General features: G+C 64.3%; 19 protein-coding genes and 1 tRNA gene. 12 read left to right on the top strand and 8 right to left on the bottom strand.

Translation table 11 applies throughout. The annotated features are described in order from the left end of the window. The first annotated feature begins 176 nt into the window (after positions 1 to 176). From PQ627_RS07935 to PQ627_RS07925, 3 genes are all read left to right on the top strand, one after another. On the top strand, positions 177 to 1,580 hold the full coding sequence (locus PQ627_RS07935; RefSeq protein ID WP_274259818.1) for an MFS transporter: 1,404 nt from the start codon (positions 177 to 179) through the stop codon (positions 1,578 to 1,580). A gap of 65 nt (positions 1,581 to 1,645) precedes the next feature. Then, on the top strand, positions 1,646 to 2,128 hold the full coding sequence (locus PQ627_RS07930; RefSeq protein ID WP_018778177.1) for a cation:proton antiporter regulatory subunit: 483 nt from the start codon (positions 1,646 to 1,648) through the stop codon (positions 2,126 to 2,128). A 5-nt stretch (positions 2,129 to 2,133) separates the two neighbouring features. Further along, the gene (locus tag PQ627_RS07925) at positions 2,134 to 3,333 is read left to right on the top strand and encodes a cation:proton antiporter (protein ID WP_144660933.1); all 1,200 of its coding nucleotides are present in this window, start codon (positions 2,134 to 2,136) and stop codon (positions 3,331 to 3,333) included. 89 nt (positions 3,334 to 3,422) lie between these two features. Here PQ627_RS07925 and dcd read toward each other — a convergent pair whose 3' ends face one another. Continuing rightward, entirely contained in the window at positions 3,423 to 3,998 is a 576-nt protein-coding gene (gene dcd / locus PQ627_RS07920) for a dCTP deaminase (RefSeq protein ID WP_021474048.1), read from the bottom strand. Positions 3,999 to 4,180: 182 nt separating this feature from the next. Between dcd and PQ627_RS07915 the strand changes: the two genes are divergently transcribed. Further along, positions 4,181 to 6,130, top strand: coding sequence for a CAP domain-containing protein (locus PQ627_RS07915; protein ID WP_274259805.1), 1,950 nt, complete (start codon positions 4,181 to 4,183; stop codon positions 6,128 to 6,130). Here the strand turns inward: PQ627_RS07915 and PQ627_RS07910 are convergent. Next, the gene (locus PQ627_RS07910) at positions 6,127 to 6,564 is read right to left on the bottom strand and encodes an SRPBCC family protein (protein WP_144660929.1); all 438 of its coding nucleotides are present in this window, start codon (positions 6,562 to 6,564) and stop codon (positions 6,127 to 6,129) included. The genes PQ627_RS07915 and PQ627_RS07910 overlap by 4 nt on opposite strands. Positions 6,565 to 6,829: 265 nt before the next feature. Here PQ627_RS07910 and PQ627_RS07905 point away from each other — a divergent pair, with 265 nt between their 5' ends. Together PQ627_RS07905 and PQ627_RS07900 are read left to right on the top strand one after the other, a co-directional pair. Then, positions 6,830 to 8,323: a M15 family metallopeptidase gene (locus PQ627_RS07905; protein ID WP_274259803.1), complete on the top strand. Its 1,494-nt coding sequence runs from the start codon at positions 6,830 to 6,832 to the stop codon at positions 8,321 to 8,323. A 101-nt stretch (positions 8,324 to 8,424) separates the two neighbouring features. Further along, positions 8,425 to 8,495 (top strand) — tRNA-Gly (locus tag PQ627_RS07900). Between the two features lie 86 nt (positions 8,496 to 8,581). Here PQ627_RS07900 and PQ627_RS07895 read toward each other — a convergent pair. Continuing rightward, entirely contained in the window at positions 8,582 to 9,982 is a 1,401-nt protein-coding gene (locus PQ627_RS07895; RefSeq protein ID WP_274259801.1) for an MFS transporter, read from the bottom strand. A gap of 166 nt (positions 9,983 to 10,148) precedes the next feature. Between PQ627_RS07895 and PQ627_RS07890 the strand changes: the two genes are divergently transcribed. Both PQ627_RS07890 and PQ627_RS07885 read left to right on the top strand, forming a co-directional pair. Next, positions 10,149 to 11,003, top strand: a complete 855-nt coding sequence (locus tag PQ627_RS07890; RefSeq protein ID WP_144660919.1) for a LysR substrate-binding domain-containing protein — start codon at positions 10,149 to 10,151, stop codon at positions 11,001 to 11,003. A 66-nt stretch (positions 11,004 to 11,069) separates the two neighbouring features. Further along, a complete protein-coding gene (locus tag PQ627_RS07885; protein WP_274259798.1) occupies positions 11,070 to 11,843 on the top strand; it encodes a sugar phosphate isomerase/epimerase family protein in 774 nt (257 codons plus the stop codon). A gap of 98 nt (positions 11,844 to 11,941) precedes the next feature. Here PQ627_RS07885 and PQ627_RS07880 read toward each other — a convergent pair whose 3' ends face one another. Continuing rightward, entirely contained in the window at positions 11,942 to 12,961 is a 1,020-nt protein-coding gene (locus PQ627_RS07880) for a LacI family DNA-binding transcriptional regulator (RefSeq protein WP_274259797.1), read from the bottom strand. A 215-nt stretch (positions 12,962 to 13,176) separates the two neighbouring features. Between PQ627_RS07880 and PQ627_RS07875 the strand changes: the two genes are divergently transcribed. The 3 genes from PQ627_RS07875 to PQ627_RS07865 are packed head-to-tail and all read left to right on the top strand — an operon-like array spanning position 13,177 to position 16,396. Then, on the top strand, positions 13,177 to 14,346 hold the full coding sequence (locus tag PQ627_RS07875; protein WP_274259795.1) for a Gfo/Idh/MocA family protein: 1,170 nt from the start codon (positions 13,177 to 13,179) through the stop codon (positions 14,344 to 14,346). Continuing rightward, on the top strand, positions 14,346 to 15,560 hold the full coding sequence (locus PQ627_RS07870) for a dihydrodipicolinate synthase family protein (protein WP_274259793.1): 1,215 nt from the start codon (positions 14,346 to 14,348) through the stop codon (positions 15,558 to 15,560). The genes PQ627_RS07875 and PQ627_RS07870 overlap by 1 nt, the downstream gene beginning before the upstream one ends. Next, the gene (locus PQ627_RS07865; RefSeq protein ID WP_274259791.1) at positions 15,557 to 16,396 is read left to right on the top strand and encodes a sugar phosphate isomerase/epimerase family protein; all 840 of its coding nucleotides are present in this window, start codon (positions 15,557 to 15,559) and stop codon (positions 16,394 to 16,396) included. The genes PQ627_RS07870 and PQ627_RS07865 overlap by 4 nt, the downstream gene beginning before the upstream one ends. A 231-nt stretch (positions 16,397 to 16,627) precedes the next feature. Here PQ627_RS07865 and PQ627_RS07860 read toward each other — a convergent pair whose 3' ends face one another. The 4 genes from PQ627_RS07860 to PQ627_RS07845 all read right to left on the bottom strand — a co-directional run bounded on the left by PQ627_RS07860 (position 16,628) and on the right by PQ627_RS07845 (position 19,731). Then, positions 16,628 to 17,077: a group II truncated hemoglobin gene (locus tag PQ627_RS07860; protein ID WP_274259789.1), complete on the bottom strand. Its 450-nt coding sequence runs from the start codon at positions 17,075 to 17,077 to the stop codon at positions 16,628 to 16,630. A gap of 64 nt (positions 17,078 to 17,141) precedes the next feature. Then, positions 17,142 to 17,345, bottom strand: a complete 204-nt coding sequence (locus PQ627_RS07855) for a hypothetical protein (protein WP_274259787.1) — start codon at positions 17,343 to 17,345, stop codon at positions 17,142 to 17,144. Further along, positions 17,346 to 18,425, bottom strand: coding sequence for a YihY/virulence factor BrkB family protein (locus tag PQ627_RS07850; RefSeq protein WP_274259785.1), 1,080 nt, complete (start codon positions 18,423 to 18,425; stop codon positions 17,346 to 17,348). A gap of 100 nt (positions 18,426 to 18,525) precedes the next feature. Next, positions 18,526 to 19,731, bottom strand: a complete 1,206-nt coding sequence (locus tag PQ627_RS07845) for an ROK family transcriptional regulator (RefSeq protein ID WP_144660893.1) — start codon at positions 19,729 to 19,731, stop codon at positions 18,526 to 18,528. 142 nt (positions 19,732 to 19,873) lie between these two features. Here PQ627_RS07845 and xylA point away from each other — a divergent pair, with 142 nt between their 5' ends. Further along, positions 19,874 to 21,061, top strand: a complete 1,188-nt coding sequence (xylA, locus tag PQ627_RS07840; RefSeq protein ID WP_274259783.1) for a xylose isomerase — start codon at positions 19,874 to 19,876, stop codon at positions 21,059 to 21,061. The last annotated feature ends 57 nt before the right edge of the window (positions 21,062 to 21,118 follow it).

The following is a 21,118-nucleotide window of genomic DNA, read 5'->3' as shown; positions in this document are numbered from 1 at the left end:
GAATTGTCAAAAGTTGGAGCAGGCGGTCATACGTTGGGTTCAGTTCATCTAGTTTATCAAGGGGGAAGGACACTTTTAGGCCACTGTCCCCGCCCCAACCGCCCGACGCCTGCCGTTGTCCACATAGCGGTCTGTCATCCACGCGCAGTCCATTCCGCCCGGATAGCATTCACACTATGAACGCGGCCGCAGTTCCCGAAGCCTCCAACCCGACATCCGAGCTTGCCTCTGGTCCGGTCACCTCCAAGAAGGGACAAATCCTTGCGTGGGCGTCCTGGGATTGGGGATCGGCAGCCTTCAACGCCGTCATGACGACGTTCGTCTTCACGGTGTACCTCACCTCCAATGCGTTCGGCGGAGAAGATGCGGCCTCGGCCGCATTGGGCGCCGCCCTTGCCGTCGCAGGCCTGGCCATAGCGCTGCTCGCGCCGGTCACGGGCCAACGTTCCGATGCCGGCGGGAGGCGGAAGCTATGGCTTGGCGTCAACACGGCCGCCACAGCACTGCTCACCGGGCTGTGCTTCTTCGTCTTCCCGCGGCCCGAGTTCCTGCTCCTCGGAGTCTGCCTGATCGCACTGGGCAACGTGTTTTTCGAGTTCGCCGGCGTGAACTACAACGCCATGCTGGCCCAGATCTCCACACCCCGCAACATCGGCAAAATCAGCGGCTTCGGCTGGGGAATGGGCTACCTGGGCGGGATCGTGGCGCTCCTGCTGGTGCTGCAGCTTTTTGTCCAGCCTTCGTTCGACTGGTTTGGGGCGTCCACCCAGGATTCGCTCAACATCCGGCTGGTCGCCGTCTTCTCCGCCCTGTGGTTCTTCATCTTTGCCCTCCCCGTGATGTTTGCCGTCCCTGAGGTCTCCGTGAAGAAGGACACGGCGGCGCTGGGCTTCGTCGACTCCTACAAATTGCTGATCCGCCGCATCGGGGCCATCTACAGGACCAGCCCGCACACCATCTACTTCCTGCTGTCCAGCGCCATCTTCCGTGATGGCCTCGCCGCGGTCTTCACCTTCGGCGGGGTGATTGCCGCAGGGACCTTCGGTTTTGAGCTCAAGGAAGTCATCTTCTTCGCCATCTTCGGCAACGTAGTCGCCGCCGTTGGCGCAATCATCGGCGGCTTCCTGGACGACAGGATCGGACCCAAAGCAGTCATCGTGTTGTCCTTGATCGGCCTGCTGACCGCGGGAACCTTCATCCTGGTCCTGGGCAACGGTGATTACGTCTTCTTCGGCAGCCCCTGGCCGGGCAGTTCCACCTTCTGGGTCTTCGGCCTTCTCCTGTGCTTGTTCGTCGGCCCCGCGCAGTCCTCGTCCCGGGCCTACCTCGCCAGGCTTGCCCCTGCAGGTGAGTCCGGCGAGTTGTTCGGTCTTTACGCCACTACGGGGCGGGCCGTCAGTTTCCTGGCCCCCACCCTGTTCACGCTCTGCATTGCCATCGCCTCTCCCCTCGTCCCGGCCGGGGAAGCCCAGCGCTGGGGCATCCTGGGGATCATGGTGGTGCTCCTGGCGGGCCTGCTGGTGATCCTTCCCGTAAAGCCGCCAGCCAAGGTGGAAATAGCCGTAATACCAGAGCGTTAACTACATAGGACCTGTCGAGCGTCAACAACGTACCGGACCGGTTCAACAGAGTTTAGGGTGGAGCTATGAACGTGGATGAGACCGAACTTCCGGGCCTTGGCATCCGGAAGGACTTCGTGACGGCATCAGGCCGCCGTATTGGGGTGGTGGAACTGCGCGAGGGCGAAACGGAGCTTTTCGTCTCAACGTGGGATGACCCGGATACGTGCCAGGCCTCCATTCCGTTGACAGCTGACGAGGCCTCGACCCTCGGGAACCTGCTGGGCGGGCAGCACATTGCCATGCGCTTGGCCGAAGCACACCGCGAAGTCCCGGGCATCGTCACACGCCAGTTCTCCATCACCGCTGATTCCCCGTTCGTCAACCAGGCCATGGGGAAGGCCCAAATCCGCACACGCAGCGGTGTCTCCATCGTGGCGATCATGCGCGAAGGTGAGGTTGTCCCCTCGCCGGCACCCGACGTCGTTCTTCACACCGGCGATCTGCTCGTAGCGGTCGGCACCCAGGAAGGACTTGACTCGGCAGCCGACATCCTCCGCAACGGCTGACCGGAATGGATCCGCTCGCATTAGCCCTCGTTGAACTGGGGGCCGTCGTGTTCTGCCTCGGCCTCCTGGCTCGATTAGCGGGCCGAATCGGCATGTCGCCCATCCCCCTCTACCTTGTCGGCGGGTTGGCATTCGGTGCCGGCGGGTTCGTCAAGCTTGACGGCATGCACGAGTTCGCGCATCTCTCCGGCGAGATTGGCGTCATTCTCCTTCTGCTTATGCTCGGATTGGAATATACGGCGTCGGAGCTGGTCACAGGGCTTCGCCGCTCGTGGCAGGCGGGCGTTATGGACTTTGTCCTGAACTTCCTGCCCGGCGCGGGATTGGCCGTTCTGCTGGGTTGGGGGCTGGTCGGCGCGATCGTCATGGGTGGCGTTACCTACATCTCGTCATCGGGCATCGCTGCCAAGGTCATCACCGACCTTGGCCGCATCGGCAACCGTGAAACGCCGGTCGTGTTGTCGATCCTGGTATTCGAAGACCTGGCCATGGCTATCTACTTGCCCATCCTGACCGCGATCCTGGCGGGCGTAGGATTCCTGGGCGGGTTGCAGACAGTGGGCATCGCCCTGGCCGTGGTCACGGTGGTGCTGGTGATCGCCCTCAAGTACGGTCAGCGCGTCTCCCAAGCCATCCACAGCGAGAACTCCGAAGTCTTCCTGCTCAATGTTTTGGGCCTTGCGCTGCTGGTGGCAGGCATTGCCTCGGCCCTTCAGGTCTCCGCCGCTGTGGGAGCATTCATGTTGGGCATCGCCATTTCCGGCGCAACAGCCCACACCGCCACCCGCATTCTGGAACCTCTGCGGGACTTGTTTGCGGCGATCTTCTTCGTGGCTTTCGGGCTCAACACCGACCCCACCTCGATTCCGCCGGTCCTGGGCTGGGCCCTCCTGCTCGCCGTACTCACCGCCGCCACCAAGATGCTCACGGGAATCTGGGCGGCCAAGAGGGCCGGCATTGCGATGCCCGGTCGGTTCCGCGCCGGGGCGGCCCTGATTGCCCGTGGTGAGTTCTCGATTGTCATCGCCGGTCTGGCCGTGGCTTCCGGAACAGTTCCACACGAACTCGCGGCGCTGGCCACGGCCTACGTCCTCCTCATGGCCATCCTTGGCCCACTGGCAGCCCGTTTCGTGGAGCCCGCGGTCAAGGCCCTCCGGAGAACCCCCAAAGCCCCGCCCCGGACCCCGGACCGCGCTCCGGCGTAACGCCCCTAAACCGAGGGACGACGCCTCAATCGAAAGAGGCGACGAAATGGCCCACAAAGAAGCGAAAGCCCACCTCTCGCCGCAAATAGCTAAATGGACGTCCGGTGGAAGTTCAGGTGGCTGCGGCTCGCGGTGGGTCCGCGCTGGCCCTGGTAGCGGTTGCCGTATTCGCCGGAACCGTAGGGGTGCTCAGCAGCGGAAGTGAGCCGGAAGAAGCACAGCTGGCCAATCTTCATGCCCGGCCACAGCTTGATGGGCAACGTGGCCACGTTGGAGAGTTCAAGAGTGACGTGTCCGGAAAATCCGGGATCGATAAAGCCGGCGGTCGAGTGTGTGAGCAGCCCCAAACGGCCCAGGGAGGACTTGCCCTCCAGCCGGGCGGCAATGTCATCGGGCAAGCTCACGGTTTCATACGTGGAGCCCAGCACGAATTCCCCGGGGTGCAGGATGAAAGGCTCATCGCCTTCCACTTCCACCAGGCGGGTCAGCTCGGGCTGCTCTTCTGCCGGGTCGATGTGGGCGTATTTGTGGTTGTCAAAAAGCCGGAAGAACCGGTCAATACGTACATCCACCGAAGACGGCTGCACCATCGCGGGATCGTACGGCTCAAGAACAATCCGTTGGGAGTCGATTTCGGCACGTATGTCGCGGTCAGAGATCAGCACGTCATCAAAAATACCCCATCGGCCAAATACCCCACGCATTGTTCCGGCCGCCCCATGGGACTATAGTTCCCGGACATGTAAAGCCGCGCCCGTACTTGGGGGCAACGAGCAACCGCGGGGTAATTGTGAACAAACTGGCAGCGCCTGCCGCTCTTGTGCTGGCTGGCGCACTGGCACTTTGCATGGCCGCGTCCAGCCAGATCCTGCCGGCGACGGAGGCGGCACCTGGCACCAGCGCCACTCCGTCGTCCAGCGTCCCTTCCGGCCTGGCGGTCCCTGAAGAAAGCCCGACGGCGGCTCCCTCACCTTCGGCGGTGGGTCCTGCCGAGGGCGGCTCTTCCAGTACCGAGCCCACAACAGAGCCGCCCGCGCAAACACCCGCGGTGCGCGAAAGCGGTCCGGTCGCAGTCGATCCGGTGTTTGAGACACCTCCGCCTGTGCCGAACATCGGGCCATCATGGGGGCCGGATAATCCGTCAGATCCCACTCCCTCCGCTACGCCCGCCACTCCCCAGCCGACAGAGGCTCAACCCGCTCCCCAGCAGAGCGCCGGTAGTGTTTCCCCCGGCTCGACGCCTACGGCGGAGGCCGCCGGTCCGGCGCCCGCGCAGCCTACACTGACCGCCGAGCCCACATCCACTCAGAACGCGACGCCAACCCCAACCCCAACCCCAACGGCAACAGCAACGGAACCAAGCCAATCGCCGTCACCCAGCCAGACGCCGTCGCCAGTAACCACCCCAACGGGCGCCGCCCCGGAGAACCCAACCGGTCCGGAAAGCCCGGCAGCCCCCAGCACCGACTCCGCCACGCCTTTCCCCGGCAAAGCCCCCCAGCACGATCCGCAGCTCGAGGACGGAGCCCTGGCGCTCCTGCCGGATAACAACAGTGCCGCGATCCTGACGGTGTTCAACGCGATCAACAGTTACCGGGCATCGTTGGGCCTGGCACCGGTGAAGTACCACGCAACAGTGGCAAGCCTGGCCCAGGAGTGGTCCAACAACATTGCAACGCGTGAAGTGATCCAGCACCGCCCCAACTTCTGGACCGACCCCCGCGCGATGAACCCGAACAATGGGGCGGGCGAGGTCATTGCTGTGCGTTGGGACCGCGACGCGGCGCAGCTTGTGGAGTGGTGGAAGGGCTCACCGGGCCACGATGCTTTGTTGCGGGATCCCCGGTTCAACGTCATGGGCATCGGCATCACGTACACGGACGGCAACTGGCAGACGACCCCCAACCGCTACACCCTTTGGGGCGTGGTCAACTTCTTCGGCTACACGACGCTGCCAGCGGGGACCACCACCAGCCCCGGCGGAACGGTCACACCGCCGACTGATCCCGTGGCTGTCTGTGAACCCGGATCGAAGCATCAGCCACCAACGGTCGACTTGGGTGCGGCCTCGATCAGCAGCGCCGCCGATCTTGTGTCCATCGCAGGTGACGGTTCCGTGGTGGCGTATCCATCGTGGGGCAACGGCAGGTTTGGTCCGGGCAAGCGGATCGGGGCCGGATTCGTGGGCCTCAAGGATCTCTTTGTAACGGACTGGGACCGCGACGGTGTCTTCGACCTTCTGTATCAACGCCTTGACGGTGCGCTGCTGGTCTATCCCGGGCTTCAAAGCGGCGGCTTCAAGGATCCTGTGGTGTTGGGCCAGGGGTGGGGAACCCTGAACATTTCCGTAGGGACGTGGTGTGCCAACAACAGGCTGCCCCAGATCGTCGCCATGGACAAGGGCGGCAACTTGTACCTGTACAAGAACACAGGGTTGAGCTACATCCGCAGCCAGGCAGCGATCGGAACCGGCAACCCCTCCGTCCGGGTGACCATGGTGGACTACAACGCCGACGGCTTCGAGGACCTGCTCAGTACCGAGCCCAACGGGACCCTCCGGCTGTACCGGGGCAGCGGTTTGGGCACGCCCAAGCAGGAGTCCCGGCCGGTGGTGGGAAGCGCGTGGACGGATTACATCGGGTTGAGGGCGTTGAGCGGCCTCACGGGTCCCGACTCCGTTGGCGTGGCCGGCCTGGACCGCAACGGCATGGTGGAGTACTGGGACCTCACCTCGGGTCGCCTCACCACTCCCGTGACCATCGGCAACGGCTGGGGTGGCCTGAGGTTCGCCAGCTAGGAGCTGGCCTCGATGGCGGTCTTGAGCCGTTCCAGCTGTCCGACTTCGTCTTCCAGCGCCTTCTGGATCATCCCGTTCATGAGCTTCCGCAGCCCTTTGGGGTGGTACTCCAGCGCGAAGCGGAGCCGGGTAGTGGCGCCTTCGGTACTGAGGTAGTAGCCGCCTGTTGGGCGGGCGGGTCCAGCGACGACGGCGTACCGGACTTCCGCGCCAGGGCGGGCCTCGGTGATGGTGAAGTCCGCTGCGATGGGCCGGCCACCGGGTCCTGCCACCGTCTGCTGGTACAACGCGCCTTTCTGGCCACGGATGCCCGAACGCAGCGCGATGCTGCGCACGTCCGGACGCCAGAGCGAGTTGTTCATGCCGTCCATAAGGAAACCGTAAACGGTCATGGCGTCCCGACTGATCACCACTTCATTGGCTGCGAATGCCACGGAAAACCCACTTTCGGCCTACGGTTCAAATGTCGTAGCCGGGTTCCCCATACACTGCAGCTAACACCTTCAGAATAGTCAGCGCGGCGCCGACCGCGACACACGACCACCGAGCCTTGATCGAATGGTTACCTGATGACTTTTTAGCGCACACTGCTGACACGCGCCGCCGTGCCGGGTAGAGTCCTGCCGCTGGAGAAAACCGACTGGGGGCGACATGCGGGTTCAGGATCAAGCAGGAACACCAAAGAATAGCCGACGCCGGTTGGCGGCTTGCGCTGCCTTCCTCGCCACCGTCCTGGCCGGCGGCCTCGCTGCCGCGGCCCCCGCAACAGCCGGCAACGCAACAGCGGCACCGGCCACCTCAACCACCGCCGCCAGCCCCGCCAAGGCAACTGCCGCCGTCGTGAATGCGCTGGTGCCGTCGGCGGCCAATCCTCTTCCGGCGCTCGACCCCGTGGGCGATCCTGCCAACCAGTCTGTTCTGGTGAACAAGTCCCGACCACTGAACCCGGTGACCTACGCACCGGGTGACCTGGTGAACGCCCGCGGTTCGGGCCAATATCTGCGGGCCCAGGCGGCGGCCTGGCTGAACGGGCTGTTCCAAGGCGCCGCCGATGCCGGGACGGGTGGGCTGGCAGTGGTGAGCGGTTACCGTTCCTACGCGCAGCAGCAACAGGTTTATGCCTATTACGTCAGCCTGTATGGCCAGGCCCAAGCAGACCTGATCTCGGCCCGGCCCGGCTACAGCGAGCACCAAACGGGGTTGGCGGTGGACGTCGGCAACGCCAACGGTTCCTGCGGGCTCAGCACCTGCTTTGGCGACACTGCCGCGGGTATGTGGGTGGCGGCGAATGCGTACAAATATGGCTTCATCATCCGCTACCCCAACGGCTACACGAACATCACGGGGTACAGCTACGAGCCGTGGCACCTGCGCTACGTCGGCGTCGACCTGGCAACCGACATGAAGCGCCGGGGCTTTGCCACTCTGGAGCAGTACTTTGCCGGCAACCCCGCCATCTATTCGAGCATCACTTCCGGGGCGGACCTCGTCGCCGCGGACGGAGCGGGACGGCTGCTCCGCTACCCGGCGCTGGCCAGCGGTGGCTACGGAGCGCCGGTACAGATCGGTTCCAACTGGACAGGGTTGAAGCAGGCGTTCGTGGTCGATTGGGATTCGGACGGCGTCTACGATCTCCTGGCGCAGTGGAACAACGGGACCCTGGGTCTGTTCAAGGGCTGGCCCGGCGGGGCTTTCTCCACGCAGATCGTCGTTGGCACCGGCGACTGGGACGCCATGACCATCACAGTCGGGAAGTGGTCCAGCAACCAGGGCTACCCGGGCGTCGTGGGCTACTTCCCCGACGGCGGCCTGCGCTACTACCCCAACACGTCCGGCAGGGCGCTGACGTACCGGGTCGACATCGGGACGGGGTGGGCCGGCATGGGCCTCACCATGGCCGATTGGGACGCGGACGGCGCCAACGACATCCTCGCCACCACCACCTCCGGAGTCCTGCTCAGCTACCCGGGCAACGGCGTCGGCGGTTTCAAGGGACTGCCGAGCAGCATCGGAACCGGGTGGGGAACCATGAAAGCCCTTGTCCCAAGCTTCGGTTTGTCGGGCCCGGGAACGCGCAGCATCACCGCTCAAACAGTCGACGGGTACCTGGTGGACTACGGATTGGGCAGTGGCGCATGGGGCGCACAACGGCAGGTGGGCATCGGCTGGAACGGCATGAATCTGTTCAAGTAGGCACCCCGCCGCGTACGTTGGGCCCGGCCGGGAGCGCTTGTCAGGAGGAGTCCCACAACTGCGCTAAGCTAGGACTCGCCCGGTGGATTTCCGCCGGCAGCGCGGGCGTAGCTCAATGGTAGAGCGCTAGCTTCCCAAGCTCGATACGCGGGTTCGATTCCCGTCGCCCGCTCACAGCGAACCCCGGATCCTCAAGGATCCGGGGTTCTTTTGTTTCCATGCTTGGAGCCCCGACGGCGGCTTCCGCCACCACGGCAATCAGGCCGTCTGCGGCTCCTGCACGATCCGAAGGACCCGGCGCCGGTCCCGCAGGTCCACCTTGATGTGCAGCGAGGACTTCCGGGCAAGAACGACGGCGACTACCGCAGCAGCGATTGCCGGCACGCCGCCTGCCACGAGGATGGCCAAGTGCGGACCGAGGTGCTCGGCAAGCCAGCCCATCATGGGACCGCCGATGGCCTGGCCGCCGATGAGCACCACCAGGTAAAGGCTCATGACCCGGCCGCGGATGCTCATGTTGGAACTGGTTTGGACCATCTGGTTGGCGGCGGTGAGGAACATCAGGCACCAGAAACCGGAGAGGACCATGGTCGCGCTGAACAACACCATGGACGGCATCACCGACGCCAGGCAGAGCATCAGTCCGTAGAGACCGGCGGAGAGCACCACCGAGCGCAACCGCAGCTGCCTGCGGCGGGTGGACGCAATGGCCCCTGTCAGCGCACCGAGCGCAACCATGGCGTTCAGCAGTCCGTAGCCTCCGGCACCGGCGTCGTACACGTGGTCCGCGAAGGCGGCCAGCAGGACCGGCAGGCTCATGGCGAAAACAGCCACGAATCCGGCCATCAGCCACGGCCAGTAAATGGTGGGCTTGCTGAGCGCGTAGTTGAGGCCTTCGCGCAGCATGCCCTTCTTCCGCGGCGTTGGCTGGCTGAGGTGGAGCTGGTCCTTCCGGAGGATCATCAACATGGCCACGGTCGAGCAGCAGGCCACGGCGTTCCCGGCGAAAGCCCAGCCCGCACCGACGGCGGTCAGCAACCAGCCGGCGAGGGCAGGGCCGATGAGCCCGCCAAGCTGGAACGTGGTGGAGTTGACGCTGATGGCGTTGCGCAGGTACGTGGGTCCGACGAGTTCGTTGACGAACACCTGCCGGGCGGGCTGGTCAAGGACCGTGACGAAGCCCAGAACCAACGCGATCACGTAGACGTGCCAGACCTGCACGGTGTGGGTGAGGGACAGCGCCGCAAGGACGGCCGCCAGCACCGCTGCCGCAGACTGGCAGATGATGAGGATCTTCCGTTTGGCGAAGCGGTCGGCAATCATGCCTCCCCAGGGGCCAAGGAACAGGGACGGCATGAACTGCAGCGCTACGGTAATTCCGACGGCGGTGACGGAACCGGAGAGTTGGAGCACCATCCAGTCCTGGGCGATGCGCTGCATCCAGATGGCGATGACCGCGATGAAGTGGCCGATCGCGAAGATCCTGAAGTTGGGCACCTTCAGGGAAATGAAGGTGTGCCGCCAGGGCAGCTTTTCACTCACGACGGCGAGTGGCTGGGTGACGGTGTCCGGTTGCTTTGTCTCCGGCAGGGGACCAGCGGACAGGGAATCGATGACGGGCTGGCTGACGTGTGCCGCTGAAGGCGGTGGGGGTGCCAAAAGTAGTCCTCGGATGGGAGTTTCGGTGGGATGCGTTTAACGCTAGGGTTGCCAGCAGCAATTGTGGAAGCGTATTGCGCCTATAACTAGCATTGCGGAATGCAATGGGCTCCCGTCCCCCGCGCAGCACCCGTGCCCTGCGCTGACCTGCGCTTTGAGGAGTTCCGTGTTCGAACCTGTCCAGCTCCGCTCCTTCCTCGCCGTTGCGGAAACGCTGAGTTTCACCAAGGCCGCAGAACGGCTTGGACTCGCCCAGCCGACAGTGAGCCAGCACGTCCGGAAGTTGGAAGCAGCCGCCAAGCGGGTTCTCGTGGCCCGCGATACGCGCGAGGTCAGGCTCACCGACAACGGGGACGCCATGGCCGGTTTCGCCCGCAGCATTCTCGCGGCCCACGACTCGGCTGCCCGCTACTTTTCGGGATCGGCCATGCGCGGGCGCCTCCGTTTCGGCACCGCCGACGACCTCGCCATCACGGGCCTGCCCCGGATCCTGCGCGAATTCCGGCAGTTGTACCCCCAGATCAACCTTGAACTCACGGTCAGCCAAAGCGACCAACTCTACAAACGGCTCAACGCGGGCCAGCTGGATCTGGTGTTCGTCAAATGGGTGGCCGGGGCCAAGGAGGGAACCGTGGTCCGGCATGACAACTTCGCGTGGGTGGGTGTTGAGCAGACAGTCCTGGAACCCGGCGCTCCTGTCCCCCTGATCGCCTACCCCGCCCCGAGCCTCAGCAGAAAGCTCGCCATTGACGCCTTGGAAGCCGCGGGCCGCACGTGGCGGATCACCTGCAGCACCAAGCAGATCAGCGGTGTCCTGGCCGCAGTGCGGGCCGGCATTGGGGTTGCCGTCATGCCCGCCTCACTCGTTCCGGAGGACTTGAAGGTGATCACCCAGCGGTTCGGCCTGCCGCCGGTGGGCGACGTCGACTTCACGCTGATCCGCAATCCGCTGGCCAACGCGGAGGTCATTGACGCCTTGACCCAGGCCATCATGGGTCGGACGCTGAGCAAGTCGAATTAGCCTTCGAAGGTGTTCGAATGAACCCGGAGGCTACCCGGGTAAGCGCATTCCCGCTATCCTGTTCCGATGATCGACCTCACCACCTTGGCTGACCTCACCCCCGGCATCTGTTCCGTTACCCTCCGCTCCTACGGGATAGACGACGTCGTCCGGATTTCCGCTGAAGCAGGTCTGGCAGGGATCGAATGGGGTACGGATGTGCACGTCAGTGACGCCGCGTCCGCCCGCCAGGCGAGGCAGGCGACCACGGAAGCCGGCCTCGCGGTACTCTCGCTCGGCTCGTACTACCGGGCTGGGGCCTTCAGCGATTTCGGGCGGAACCTTGACCTGGCGGAGGCTCTTGGCGCGCCGCGCATCCGGATCTGGGCCGGTGAACTGGGGTCGGCGGTGGCCACTGCGGATCATTGGGAAGCCGTGGTCACTGACACCCGGCGCATCGCGGACCTCGCCGCAGGACGCGGGATCGCCGTCGCCTTCGAGTACCACGGCAACACCCTGACAGACTCCTCCGCTACGACGCTCGAACTGCTGGACAGGGTGAATCACCGGAACGTCGGCACCTACTGGCAACCCGCCGTCGGGCTTTCAGACCAGCAGGCGCTGGACTCGCTGCACGAGGTCCTCCCGCATGTGGCAGGCGTCCACTGCTTCTCCTGGGGACCGGCAGGCGAGCGATTTCCGTTGCAGAACCGGGCCGGACTCTGGCAGATGGTCGCCGATGTCCTGCGCGGCAACGGCACGGACCTGGACATCATGCTGGAGTTCGTCCAGGACAACCTGCCGGAGAACGTGCTCAGCGACGCCGTCTTCCTGCACGCGCTCACCCTGGGCGAGGACTAGGGCGGGGGCACGGCATCGAGTTCGCTGCAACGCTGCGGTTTCGTATGGAAGCTTGCGGTGAAATGGCAGGTTTCCAGCGATCTCGGCACAAGCAGGCCTTAGAACTCGGTGCTACGGCGCAGCTGCACAGATCCACTGACCGGAGGAGTGTCCTGATCGCCGGCTGCGAGGCGCCCAATGTCTTCCAAGGGCAGGTGAACCGTGGACAGGGCGGGGCGGAAGTCACGGAGGGTTTCGATGTCATCAAAGCCGGCAACAGTGGCATCGCGGGGAATCCACACACCCTCCGGCCGGAGGGCAGCGGTGACCCCGATGGCCATGACATCGTTGACGGCGAAGATGCAGAGCCGTTCTTTCGAGGACTTGATGCGTTCCGCCAGTGCCCGGCCCGCCTCGAAACCTCCGGCACGATTGAACCCGGTGCGGATGACTTCGGCAGCCGGGCGGCCGGCGTCGGACAAGCCACGCTGGAAGCCGCGGACGCGGTCGTCTGAGGTGAACAGCCCCTCAGGACCGGCGATGATCACGAATCCGCCGTCATGGTGGGCCGAAAGTTGCTCGGCGAGCCCGGAAGCAAGGTCCTCATTGGGAACCTTCACCACGTGGTAGCCCTCCGAAGCGGCAGCTCCCACGACGGGGTGGCCTACAACGCCCACCTGTCCCCCGTTGCGGCAATATCTATCCAACTCAGCAGCCAGTTCCGCGTTGCCCTGCTGGTCTTCTTCCCGTGCGGAGCGGGACCCGGCGATCACGATGGAGTCGGCGCGGCGTGCGGCGAAGGCAGCTACCGCTTCCTTCTCATCCATGGGAGCTCCGGAGGTGCTGGCCAGCAACACCATGCGGTTCTGCTTTCGGGCGGCCTCCTGGACGCCGCGCGCGATGGCTGAGAAGTAGGGATCCGCGATGTCGTGGACTACAAGTCCGATGAGTCCGGAGCTGGATTTCGCAAGAGCCTGGGCCTGGGCGTTGGGAATGTAGCCGAGCTTGTCGGCGGCCTCCCGGACCCGCTCCGCGATGTCCTCGGCGGGCTTCCGGGACGAGCCGTTCAGAACCCGGGAGGCCGTAGCCAGGGAGACCCCGGCCAGGCGGGCAACTTCACTCAGTGTGCTGGCGGCCAAAGGGGAGACTCCTCTTCTTCAAGCGCCGGGGCTGGCGCTAAGAAAATTATGGCAGTTCCTCGTCAATTCCGGGAAAGCGCTTGCCAACGAGCGCGCGATGATGCATCATCAATCTCAGCGGGAATGCGCTTTCCAAGATGGGCGCTCTCCCAAGACAAGACCAACCAAGCACCGGCATCCGCACAGCGACCGGCACATCAGGCACTGGAGAAAACATGGGCTTCGAAACAAAGACGATCCGCATCGCCATGAACGGCATCACCGGCCGGATGGGCTACCGCCAGCATCTGCTGCGGTCCATCCTCCCCATTCGCGACGCCGGCGGCTTCACCCTTGAAGACGGCACCAAGGTCCAGGTGGAACCGATCCTGGTTGGCCGGAACGAAGCCAAGATCCGCGAGCTCGCCGAGCTTCACAAGGTCTCCGAATGGACCACGGACCTGGACGCCGTTATCAACGACCCCACCGTGGACATCGTCTTCGACGCCTCCATGACCAGTCTCCGCGCAGCCACCCTCAAGAAGGCCATGCGCGCCGGCAAGCACATCTTCACCGAGAAGCCCACCGCCGAGACCCTGGATGAGGCCATCGAGCTTGCACAGATCGGCAAGGAAGCCGGCGTAACTGCAGGCGTGGTCCACGACAAGCTGTACCTCCCCGGCCTGGTCAAGCTGCGGCGCCTGGTGGACGAGGGCTTCTTCGGCCGCATCCTCTCCATCCGCGGCGAGTTCGGCTACTGGGTCTTCGAAGGCGACGTACAGGCCGCCCAGCGGCCGTCCTGGAACTACCGCAAGGAAGACGGCGGCGGAATGACCACGGACATGTTCTGCCACTGGAACTACGTCCTGGAAGGCATCATCGGCAAGGTCAAGAGCGTGAACGCCAAGACCGCCACGCACATCCCGGCACGTTGGGACGAGGCCGGTAAGGAATACAAGGCCACTGCCGACGACGCTTCCTACGGCATCTTTGAACTCGAAACGCCGGGCGGCAACGAGGTCATCGGCCAGATCAACTCCTCCTGGGCCGTCCGCGTCTACCGCGACGAACTGGTGGAGTTCCAGATCGACGGCACGCACGGTTCCGCCGTCGCCGGTCTGAACAAGTGCGTTGCGCAGCAGCGCGCCCACACCCCCAAGCCGGTCTGGAACCCGGACCTTCCCGTCACCGAGTCCTTCCGCAGCCAGTGGCAGGAAGTCCCCGCCAACGCTGAACTGGACAACGGGTTCAAGCTGCAGTGGGAAGAGTTCCTGCGCGACGTCGTCGCCGGCCGCGAGCACCGCTTCGGCCTGCTCTCCGCCGCCCGCGGCGTGCAGCTGGCCGAGCTGGGCCTGCAGTCCTCGGCCGAGCGCCGCACCATCGACATCCCGGAGATCACCCTCTAATGACGTCACTGATCCTTCCCACCGACGACGGCGGCACCCGCGAGTACCGCCTCCAGGCCGCCACCACGTGGGCCAAACCAACCGCTCCACTGAGCGCCCGCCGGGCCTACGCCGCGGCCCACGTCATCCCCGAAGTCGCTGCCGACAACACGCCCGGCGCGCCGGCACAGCTCGACTGGGACGCGACGCTGGCCTACCGCCACGAGCTCTGGTCCTACGGCTTGGGCGTCGCCGACGCCATGGACACTGCCCAGCGCGGCATGGGCCTGGACTGGGCAGCAACCCAGCAGCTCATCAAGCGCACCGGCGCGGAGGCCGCTTCGGTTGTTTCAGCAGGAAACGCCGCAATTGCCGGCAAGTCCGTCCGCGACCTTGTGTCCTGCGGCGCGGGCACCGACCAGCTGGACATCACTTCCCTTCCCGACGGCGCAGCCGGCGTCCAGGCGGTGATTGATGCCTACCGCGAGCAGATCGCCGTCGTCAGCGAAGCCGGTCCCAAGGTGATCCTGATGGCGTCCCGCGCCCTGGCCAAAGTTGCGAATGGCGCCGACGACTACCTGCATGTCTACTCCACGCTCCTGCAGGAGGTGGACCAGCCCGTCATCCTGCACTGGCTCGGCACCATGTTCGACCCCGCGCTGGCCGGCTACTGGGGCTCGGACGACGTTTCCGTAGCTACCGAAACGTTCCTCAGCCTGATCCGGGAACACGCGGACAAGGTCGACGGGGTCAAGGTTTCGTTGCTGGACGCCTCGCACGAGGTCGCCCTCCGCGCGACCCTGCCGGAAGGCGTCCGCCTGTACACGGGCGATGACTTCAACTACCCCGAACTGATCGACGGCGACGAGACCCACCACTCGGACGCCCTGCTGGGCATCTTCGCGGCCATCTACCCTGCCGCTTCGGTCGCCCTGCAGAAGTACGACGCCGGCAACGGTGCGGAAGGGCGCGCCATCCTGGACTCCACCCGTGAGCTCGGAAAGCACATCTTCAGCGCCCCGACCTTCTACTACAAGACAGGCATCGCTTTCCTGTCCTGGCTCAACGGCAAACAGCCCGGCTTCCAGATGGTGGGCGGCCTGCATTCGGGCCGTTCGGTCCTGCACCTGGCAAAGACCTTCGAGCTGGCCGACCAAGCGGGCTTGCTGAAGGATCCATCGCTGGCCGCGTTCCGCATGTCCGATTACCTGCGCATCAACGGGGTGGGCGCATGAGCGACTTCTCACGACTCTCCCTCAACAGCGCCACCACCAAGAAGTGGACCCTCGCCGAGGCCGTGGATGGTTGCGCACGGGCAGGCATTCCGGCCATTGGACCGTGGCGTGACCGCGTGGCAGAGGCCGGGCTCGACAAGGCCGCCAAGCTGATCAAGGACGCCGGGCTTCGTGTCTCGTCCTTGTGCCGTGGCGGGTTCCTGACCGCGGCCGACACCGAGGGACAGGCCGCCGCGCTGGCCGACAACTTCGAGGCCATCCGTGAAGCCGTTGCCCTGGACACGCAGGAATTGTTCCTGGTGGTCGGCGGACTGGCTCCCGGAGAGAAGGACGTCGTCGCCGCCCGCCAGCGTGTGGCCGATCGCCTGGAGGAACTGGTCCCGTTCGCCTCGGAGAACGGCGTCCGCCTGGTCCTTGAGCCGCTCCACCCGATGTACGCGGCTGACCGTGCACTCATTTCCACTTTGGGCCAGGCCTTGGATCTTGCCGCGCCGTACGACGCGAAGGCCGTCGGCGTCGCCGTCGACACCTTCCATGTCTGGTGGGATCCGGAGCTGAAGGCGCAGATCGAACGTGCCGGACGCGAAGACCGCATCGCCTCCTATCAGGTGTGCGATTTCAACCTGCCGATCGCCGCCGACGCGTTGCTCTCGCGCGGCATGATGGGCGACGGCGTCATCGACTTCGCGACCATCGGCACCTGGGTCAGGGACGCCGGATACACGGGCGACATCGAGGTTGAAATCTTCAACCAGGACATCTGGGACGCGGACGGCGACTCTGTCCTGGAAACCATGAAGCAGCGCTACGCGGAGCTCGTCCTCCCGTTCGCGTAAAAGCGTGGTCCTCCCGCCGATGCCCTAAGCTCCGCGGGAGGACCACTCCAAGATCCAGCGGGCCCCTGTCACGGTCACGGCAGGGGCCCGCTTTGCGTCCGAAGGGCGTGCGGCCACCACCTACTTTGATTTCGGAGCTGACCGGACGCGCCGGCTTGTGGGCGTGTCCCGTGGTTTTGAGTTTCATAAGGGGTGGTGACCGCACGCTCGACATCGCTTTCGATGCAAGTCTCAGCGCATCACCTGCCCGTCCCAGGACCACGTGGGAATTGGCAGTCCGGCCGGAACATCCTGGGCTGAGTGTTCGTAGCGGGCCATGGTGTTGGTGGTAGTCCAGGCAAAGTAGTCGTGTAGGACGCTACGGAGACGGGCATCCACAGGTCCGACGTCCGCCAGCGCTTGATCAAAACACTCGATGGCCCGGCGATCCATCTCTGAGTGGGGCCCGTTCCCGCTGTGCATCCTTACTACGGACGACTCATCTCCATACACCCCGGAATAGAGCCGGGGACCACCCAGGGCCTCGCACCAGTAGGCGGCCAATCGCTGGACATGTTCAGGATGTACTCCGTGGCGGAACGCGTGGCCCACTACTTCGTCCGCCACAACCCTGGCATGCCACGCCGCGGCCAGCCTCAGGAAAAAGTTGGTACCCCCGGCCGCCTCGTACAACGTCTGCATGCTGAACACCATGACATGGTCGACTCGCGGCGTGAAGAGCAAAACGCAAACCCCGCACACCCTGTCAAGTTTTCGCTGCCAGCTCCACCCGGGTCTTCGGCAGTCCGATCAAGGTGACCAGTCCGCCGTCGTGCCCTTGCAGCTCGAGCCGGATGTTGTGCGTATCAGTCTGCGGCTCAACGGCGCTTACTTCGAAGACTTCACCGCCGATCCGCAGCCGGTCGCCGTTCCTGACCGTCTTGAGCTTCGTATCTTTGCTTGCCGGCATCTATTTGTCTTTCTTGGAGTCTTCGCCGTGGGTTTCGCGGAGTTCCTCGCCACGGCTGACCAACTCTTCTTCCTTCTTCTGCTGCTTCTCGCTGCGCTTGGTGTCCCGGGGAGGCAGCTGAAGGCTTTCCTCAGCCTTGATGCCGCCTTGGAGCTGCCGGCCGCGTTCCATCTCGGCGTCGAACTCGGCACCGAACAGCAGGGACATGTTCAGGATCCACAGCCACAGCAACATGATGATGACGCCCGCCAGCGCACCGTAGGTCTTGTTGTAGTTGCTGAAGTTGGCCACGTAGAAGCCGAAGCCCAGAGAAGCCAGGGCGAAAATCACGAGCGCGATCAGCGAGCCCATGCTCATCCAACGGAATTTGGGCTGCTTGACGTTGGGAGTGAAGTAGTAGAGGACGGCGATGATGGCCACCACGATCACGATGAGGACCGGCCACTTGGCGATGTTCCACACGGTGACGAAAGCTTCGGAGAGGCCGATGGCCCCGCCGATCGCCTCGGCTACGGGCCCGCTGAGGACCAGCATGGCCGCCACCAGGGCAGCACCCACCACGGCCACGACCGTTACGGCGAGCATCGTTCCGCGCAGCTTCACGAGTCCGCGGCCTTCGTCCACTTCGTAGACCCGGTTCATGGCCCGGCTGAAGGCGGTGACATAGCCGGAGGCGGACCAGAGAGCCGCCAGGACACCGAAAACCAAGGCGAAGCCCGCAGAGTTGGATCGGGTGAGCTCCTCGATCGGTTGGCGCATGGCCTCCACACCAGGTCCTGGCGCGAATTGCTGGACGATATCAAGGATGGCTGAAGTGGTCTTGCCCGCATCGCCAAAGAGTCCCAGGACCGACACCAGGGCCAAGAGCGCCGGGAAGAGCGACAAAACAGCGTAGTACGTCAGACCTGCAGCGGCATCGGGGCACTGGTCCTTGCTGAACTCGCTGAGCGTGCGCTTGGCGATGTAGGTCCACGTAGGCTTGACGAGGTCGTTGGGACTGTCCGGCTTACTGGAATCTTCCGGCGAAGGCGCGGTCTGCGCTTTGGTTGTACTTTTGTGGGCTGAGTCTTGTGTAGTCATGAGGCACTCGTCCGTGGGTAGTTTGCGCGAACAGCTGACTCATCAATACTAAGCATACTGATGAAAACTCCGGAAGAACCCCGCCGAAATTGCCTGTGCTTCAGGCCAATTTGCTCGCCAACAGAAACTCGAAAGGCGACTCGATAACAGAGCGGATCACCTGGCCGGCGGCGCCCAGGAGCGTGCCGGAATGCTCCAGCCCGGACACCGTGAGGTTTTCCGGAGCCAGGAGCCCGGGCGCATGCCGTTCCAGGCTGGCCAGGAGGGAGGGCCTGAGCCACTCCCCAAGAACAGCGAAATGCCCGCCGAGGACCACGGCTTCAATATCCATCAACCGCGCGGCCGAGGCGAGCGCAACGCCCAGGTAGCGACCGGCGTCGTGAACTGCCGCAGTGGCCCTGGGCTCGTGGGCGCCCAACGCCGCCAGCAGCATGTCGGTCCGCTCACCCAGCGTGCCCGCGGCAATCCCGGCCGCTTCGAAAATGGCTTCCTGGCCGGCAAAGGTCTCAAGGCAGCCCGCACCGCCGCACGAGCATGCGGGACCCTCGGGGTGCACCACGATATGCCCCAGCTCGCCCGCCGATCCCCCTGGTCCGGTGTACAGCTCGGAGCCAATGATGACTCCACCACCGACACCAACCTCACCCGAGACGTACAGGAAGTCAGTTGGCCCTCCGCCATACCAAAGCTCGCCGAGGGCTGCGCTGTTGGCTTCGTTGGAGAGTTTGACGCCCAGCGGTGCGCCCTCCAGCAGGGATTGAGGACGCAACTTCTCATGCTCCCAATGAAGGTTGGGGGCGGACAGCACGACGTCACCCTTGTCATCCACCAGACCCGGCACCGCCAACCCCCCGCCCAGGATGGCAATGTCCTCGGCCGCTGCCGCAGCTTTGGCTTCAGCGGCCAAAACAGCCAGCTGGTCCATGACCTGTGCGGGCGGCACTGCGCGGTTCCGCGACTCAACGGCAGAATGGAAACGAAGGTTTCCCGCGAGGTCCACCAGGCCCACGGCCAGATAATCGACGTTGATCTCCATGCCGACCACACCCCGGCGGGAGTTCAGTTCCAAGCCCTGCCCCGGCCGTCCCCGCTCGCCATCACGGTAAAGGCCGACCTCGGACACCAGCCCCGACTCGACAAGATCCGCCACAAGGCTGGAGACCGCGGCCTTGGTGAGCCCGGTGCCGGCAGCGAGCTGCGCGCGGCTGGGTTTGGCGTCAGCGGTTTTGGCAATCGAGTCCAACACCAGCGAAAGATTTCGACGGCGGACGTCACCCACGCGTCCGGGCGCTGTTGGCTCATTCATCGGCAGGGACCTCCTCATCGATTGAAAAATTTCTTGCGGACTTCCATTGACCATGATCCATCATCCCCCATATAGTTCAGATTGAAAACTAATTGGAACGCTGTTTTTCATTTCTTTCCCGTTGCCTTGCAAAGGAGCAATCATGACCCCGCAGCCCACCCCTGCAGACAAGTTCACTTTTGGTCTCTGGACGGTCGGTTGGACCGGCGCCGACCCCTTCGGCGTGGCGACGCGCCAGGCACTGGATCCGGTCGAAGCAGTCCACAAGCTGAGCGAACTCGGCGCCTACGGCATCACCTTCCATGACAATGACCTGATTCCCTTCGATGCGAGCGCCTCCGAGCGCGAACTCATCCTGAAGAACTTCAAGGCAGCCCTGGCCGAAACCGGACTGAAGACGCCCATGGTCACCACCAACCTCTTCAGCCACCCGGTCTTCAAGGACGGCGGATTCACCTCCAACGACCGCTCCATCCGCCGCTTCGCACTGAGCAAGATCCTCCGGAACATCGACCTCGCGGCTGAGCTTGGCGCCGAAACCTTCGTCATGTGGGGCGGCCGCGAAGGCAGCGAGTACGACGGATCAAAGGATCTCGCAGCGGCACTGGACCGCATGAAGGAAGGCGTTGACACCGCCGCCGGGTACATCAAGGAGAAGGGCTACGGCCTGCGCATCGCCCTGGAACCCAAGCCGAACGAGCCACGCGGCGACATCTTCCTCCCCACCGTGGGCCACGGCCTTGCGTTCATTGCCCAGCTGGAGCACGGCGACATCGTGGGCCTCAACCCTGAAACGGGCCACGAGCAGATGGCCGGGCTGAACTTCACCCACGGCATCGCCCAGGCACTGTGGGCCGGCAAGCTCTTCCACATTGACCTCAACGGCCAGCGTGGCATCAAGTACGACCAAGACCTCGTCTTCGGCCACGGCGATCTCACCAGCGCCTTCTTCACTGTGGACCTCCTGGAGAACGGCTTCCCCAACGGCGGCCCCAAGTACACGGGCCCGCGCCACTTCGACTACAAGCCCTCCCGTACCGATGGCTACGACGGCGTCTGGGAATCGGCCAAGTCCAACATGTCCATGTACCTCCTGCTGAAGGAACGCGCCCTGGCCTTCCGCGCGGATCCCGAAGTACAGGAAGCCCTGGCAACCTCGGGCGTGTTCGAGCTCGGCGAGAGCACCCTGGGTGCAGGCGAAACCACCGCTGACCTGCTGGCTGACGCCAGCGCCTTCGACACGTTCGACGCCGACAAGGCAGCTGAGCGCTCGTTCGCGTTCATCCGCCTCAACCAGCTGGCTATCGAACACCTCCTCGGCGCCCGCTAAGCCACTCCCACCACCGCAACCCCCGCCAAAGGAACAACGCATGCCTCTCGTAGCCGG

The organism is Paenarthrobacter sp. AB444, from assembly GCF_028736865.1.
Taxonomy (GTDB): domain Bacteria; phylum Actinomycetota; class Actinomycetes; order Actinomycetales; family Micrococcaceae; genus Arthrobacter; species Arthrobacter nicotinovorans_B.
This window is presented reverse-complemented; position numbering and strand designations above follow the sequence as displayed.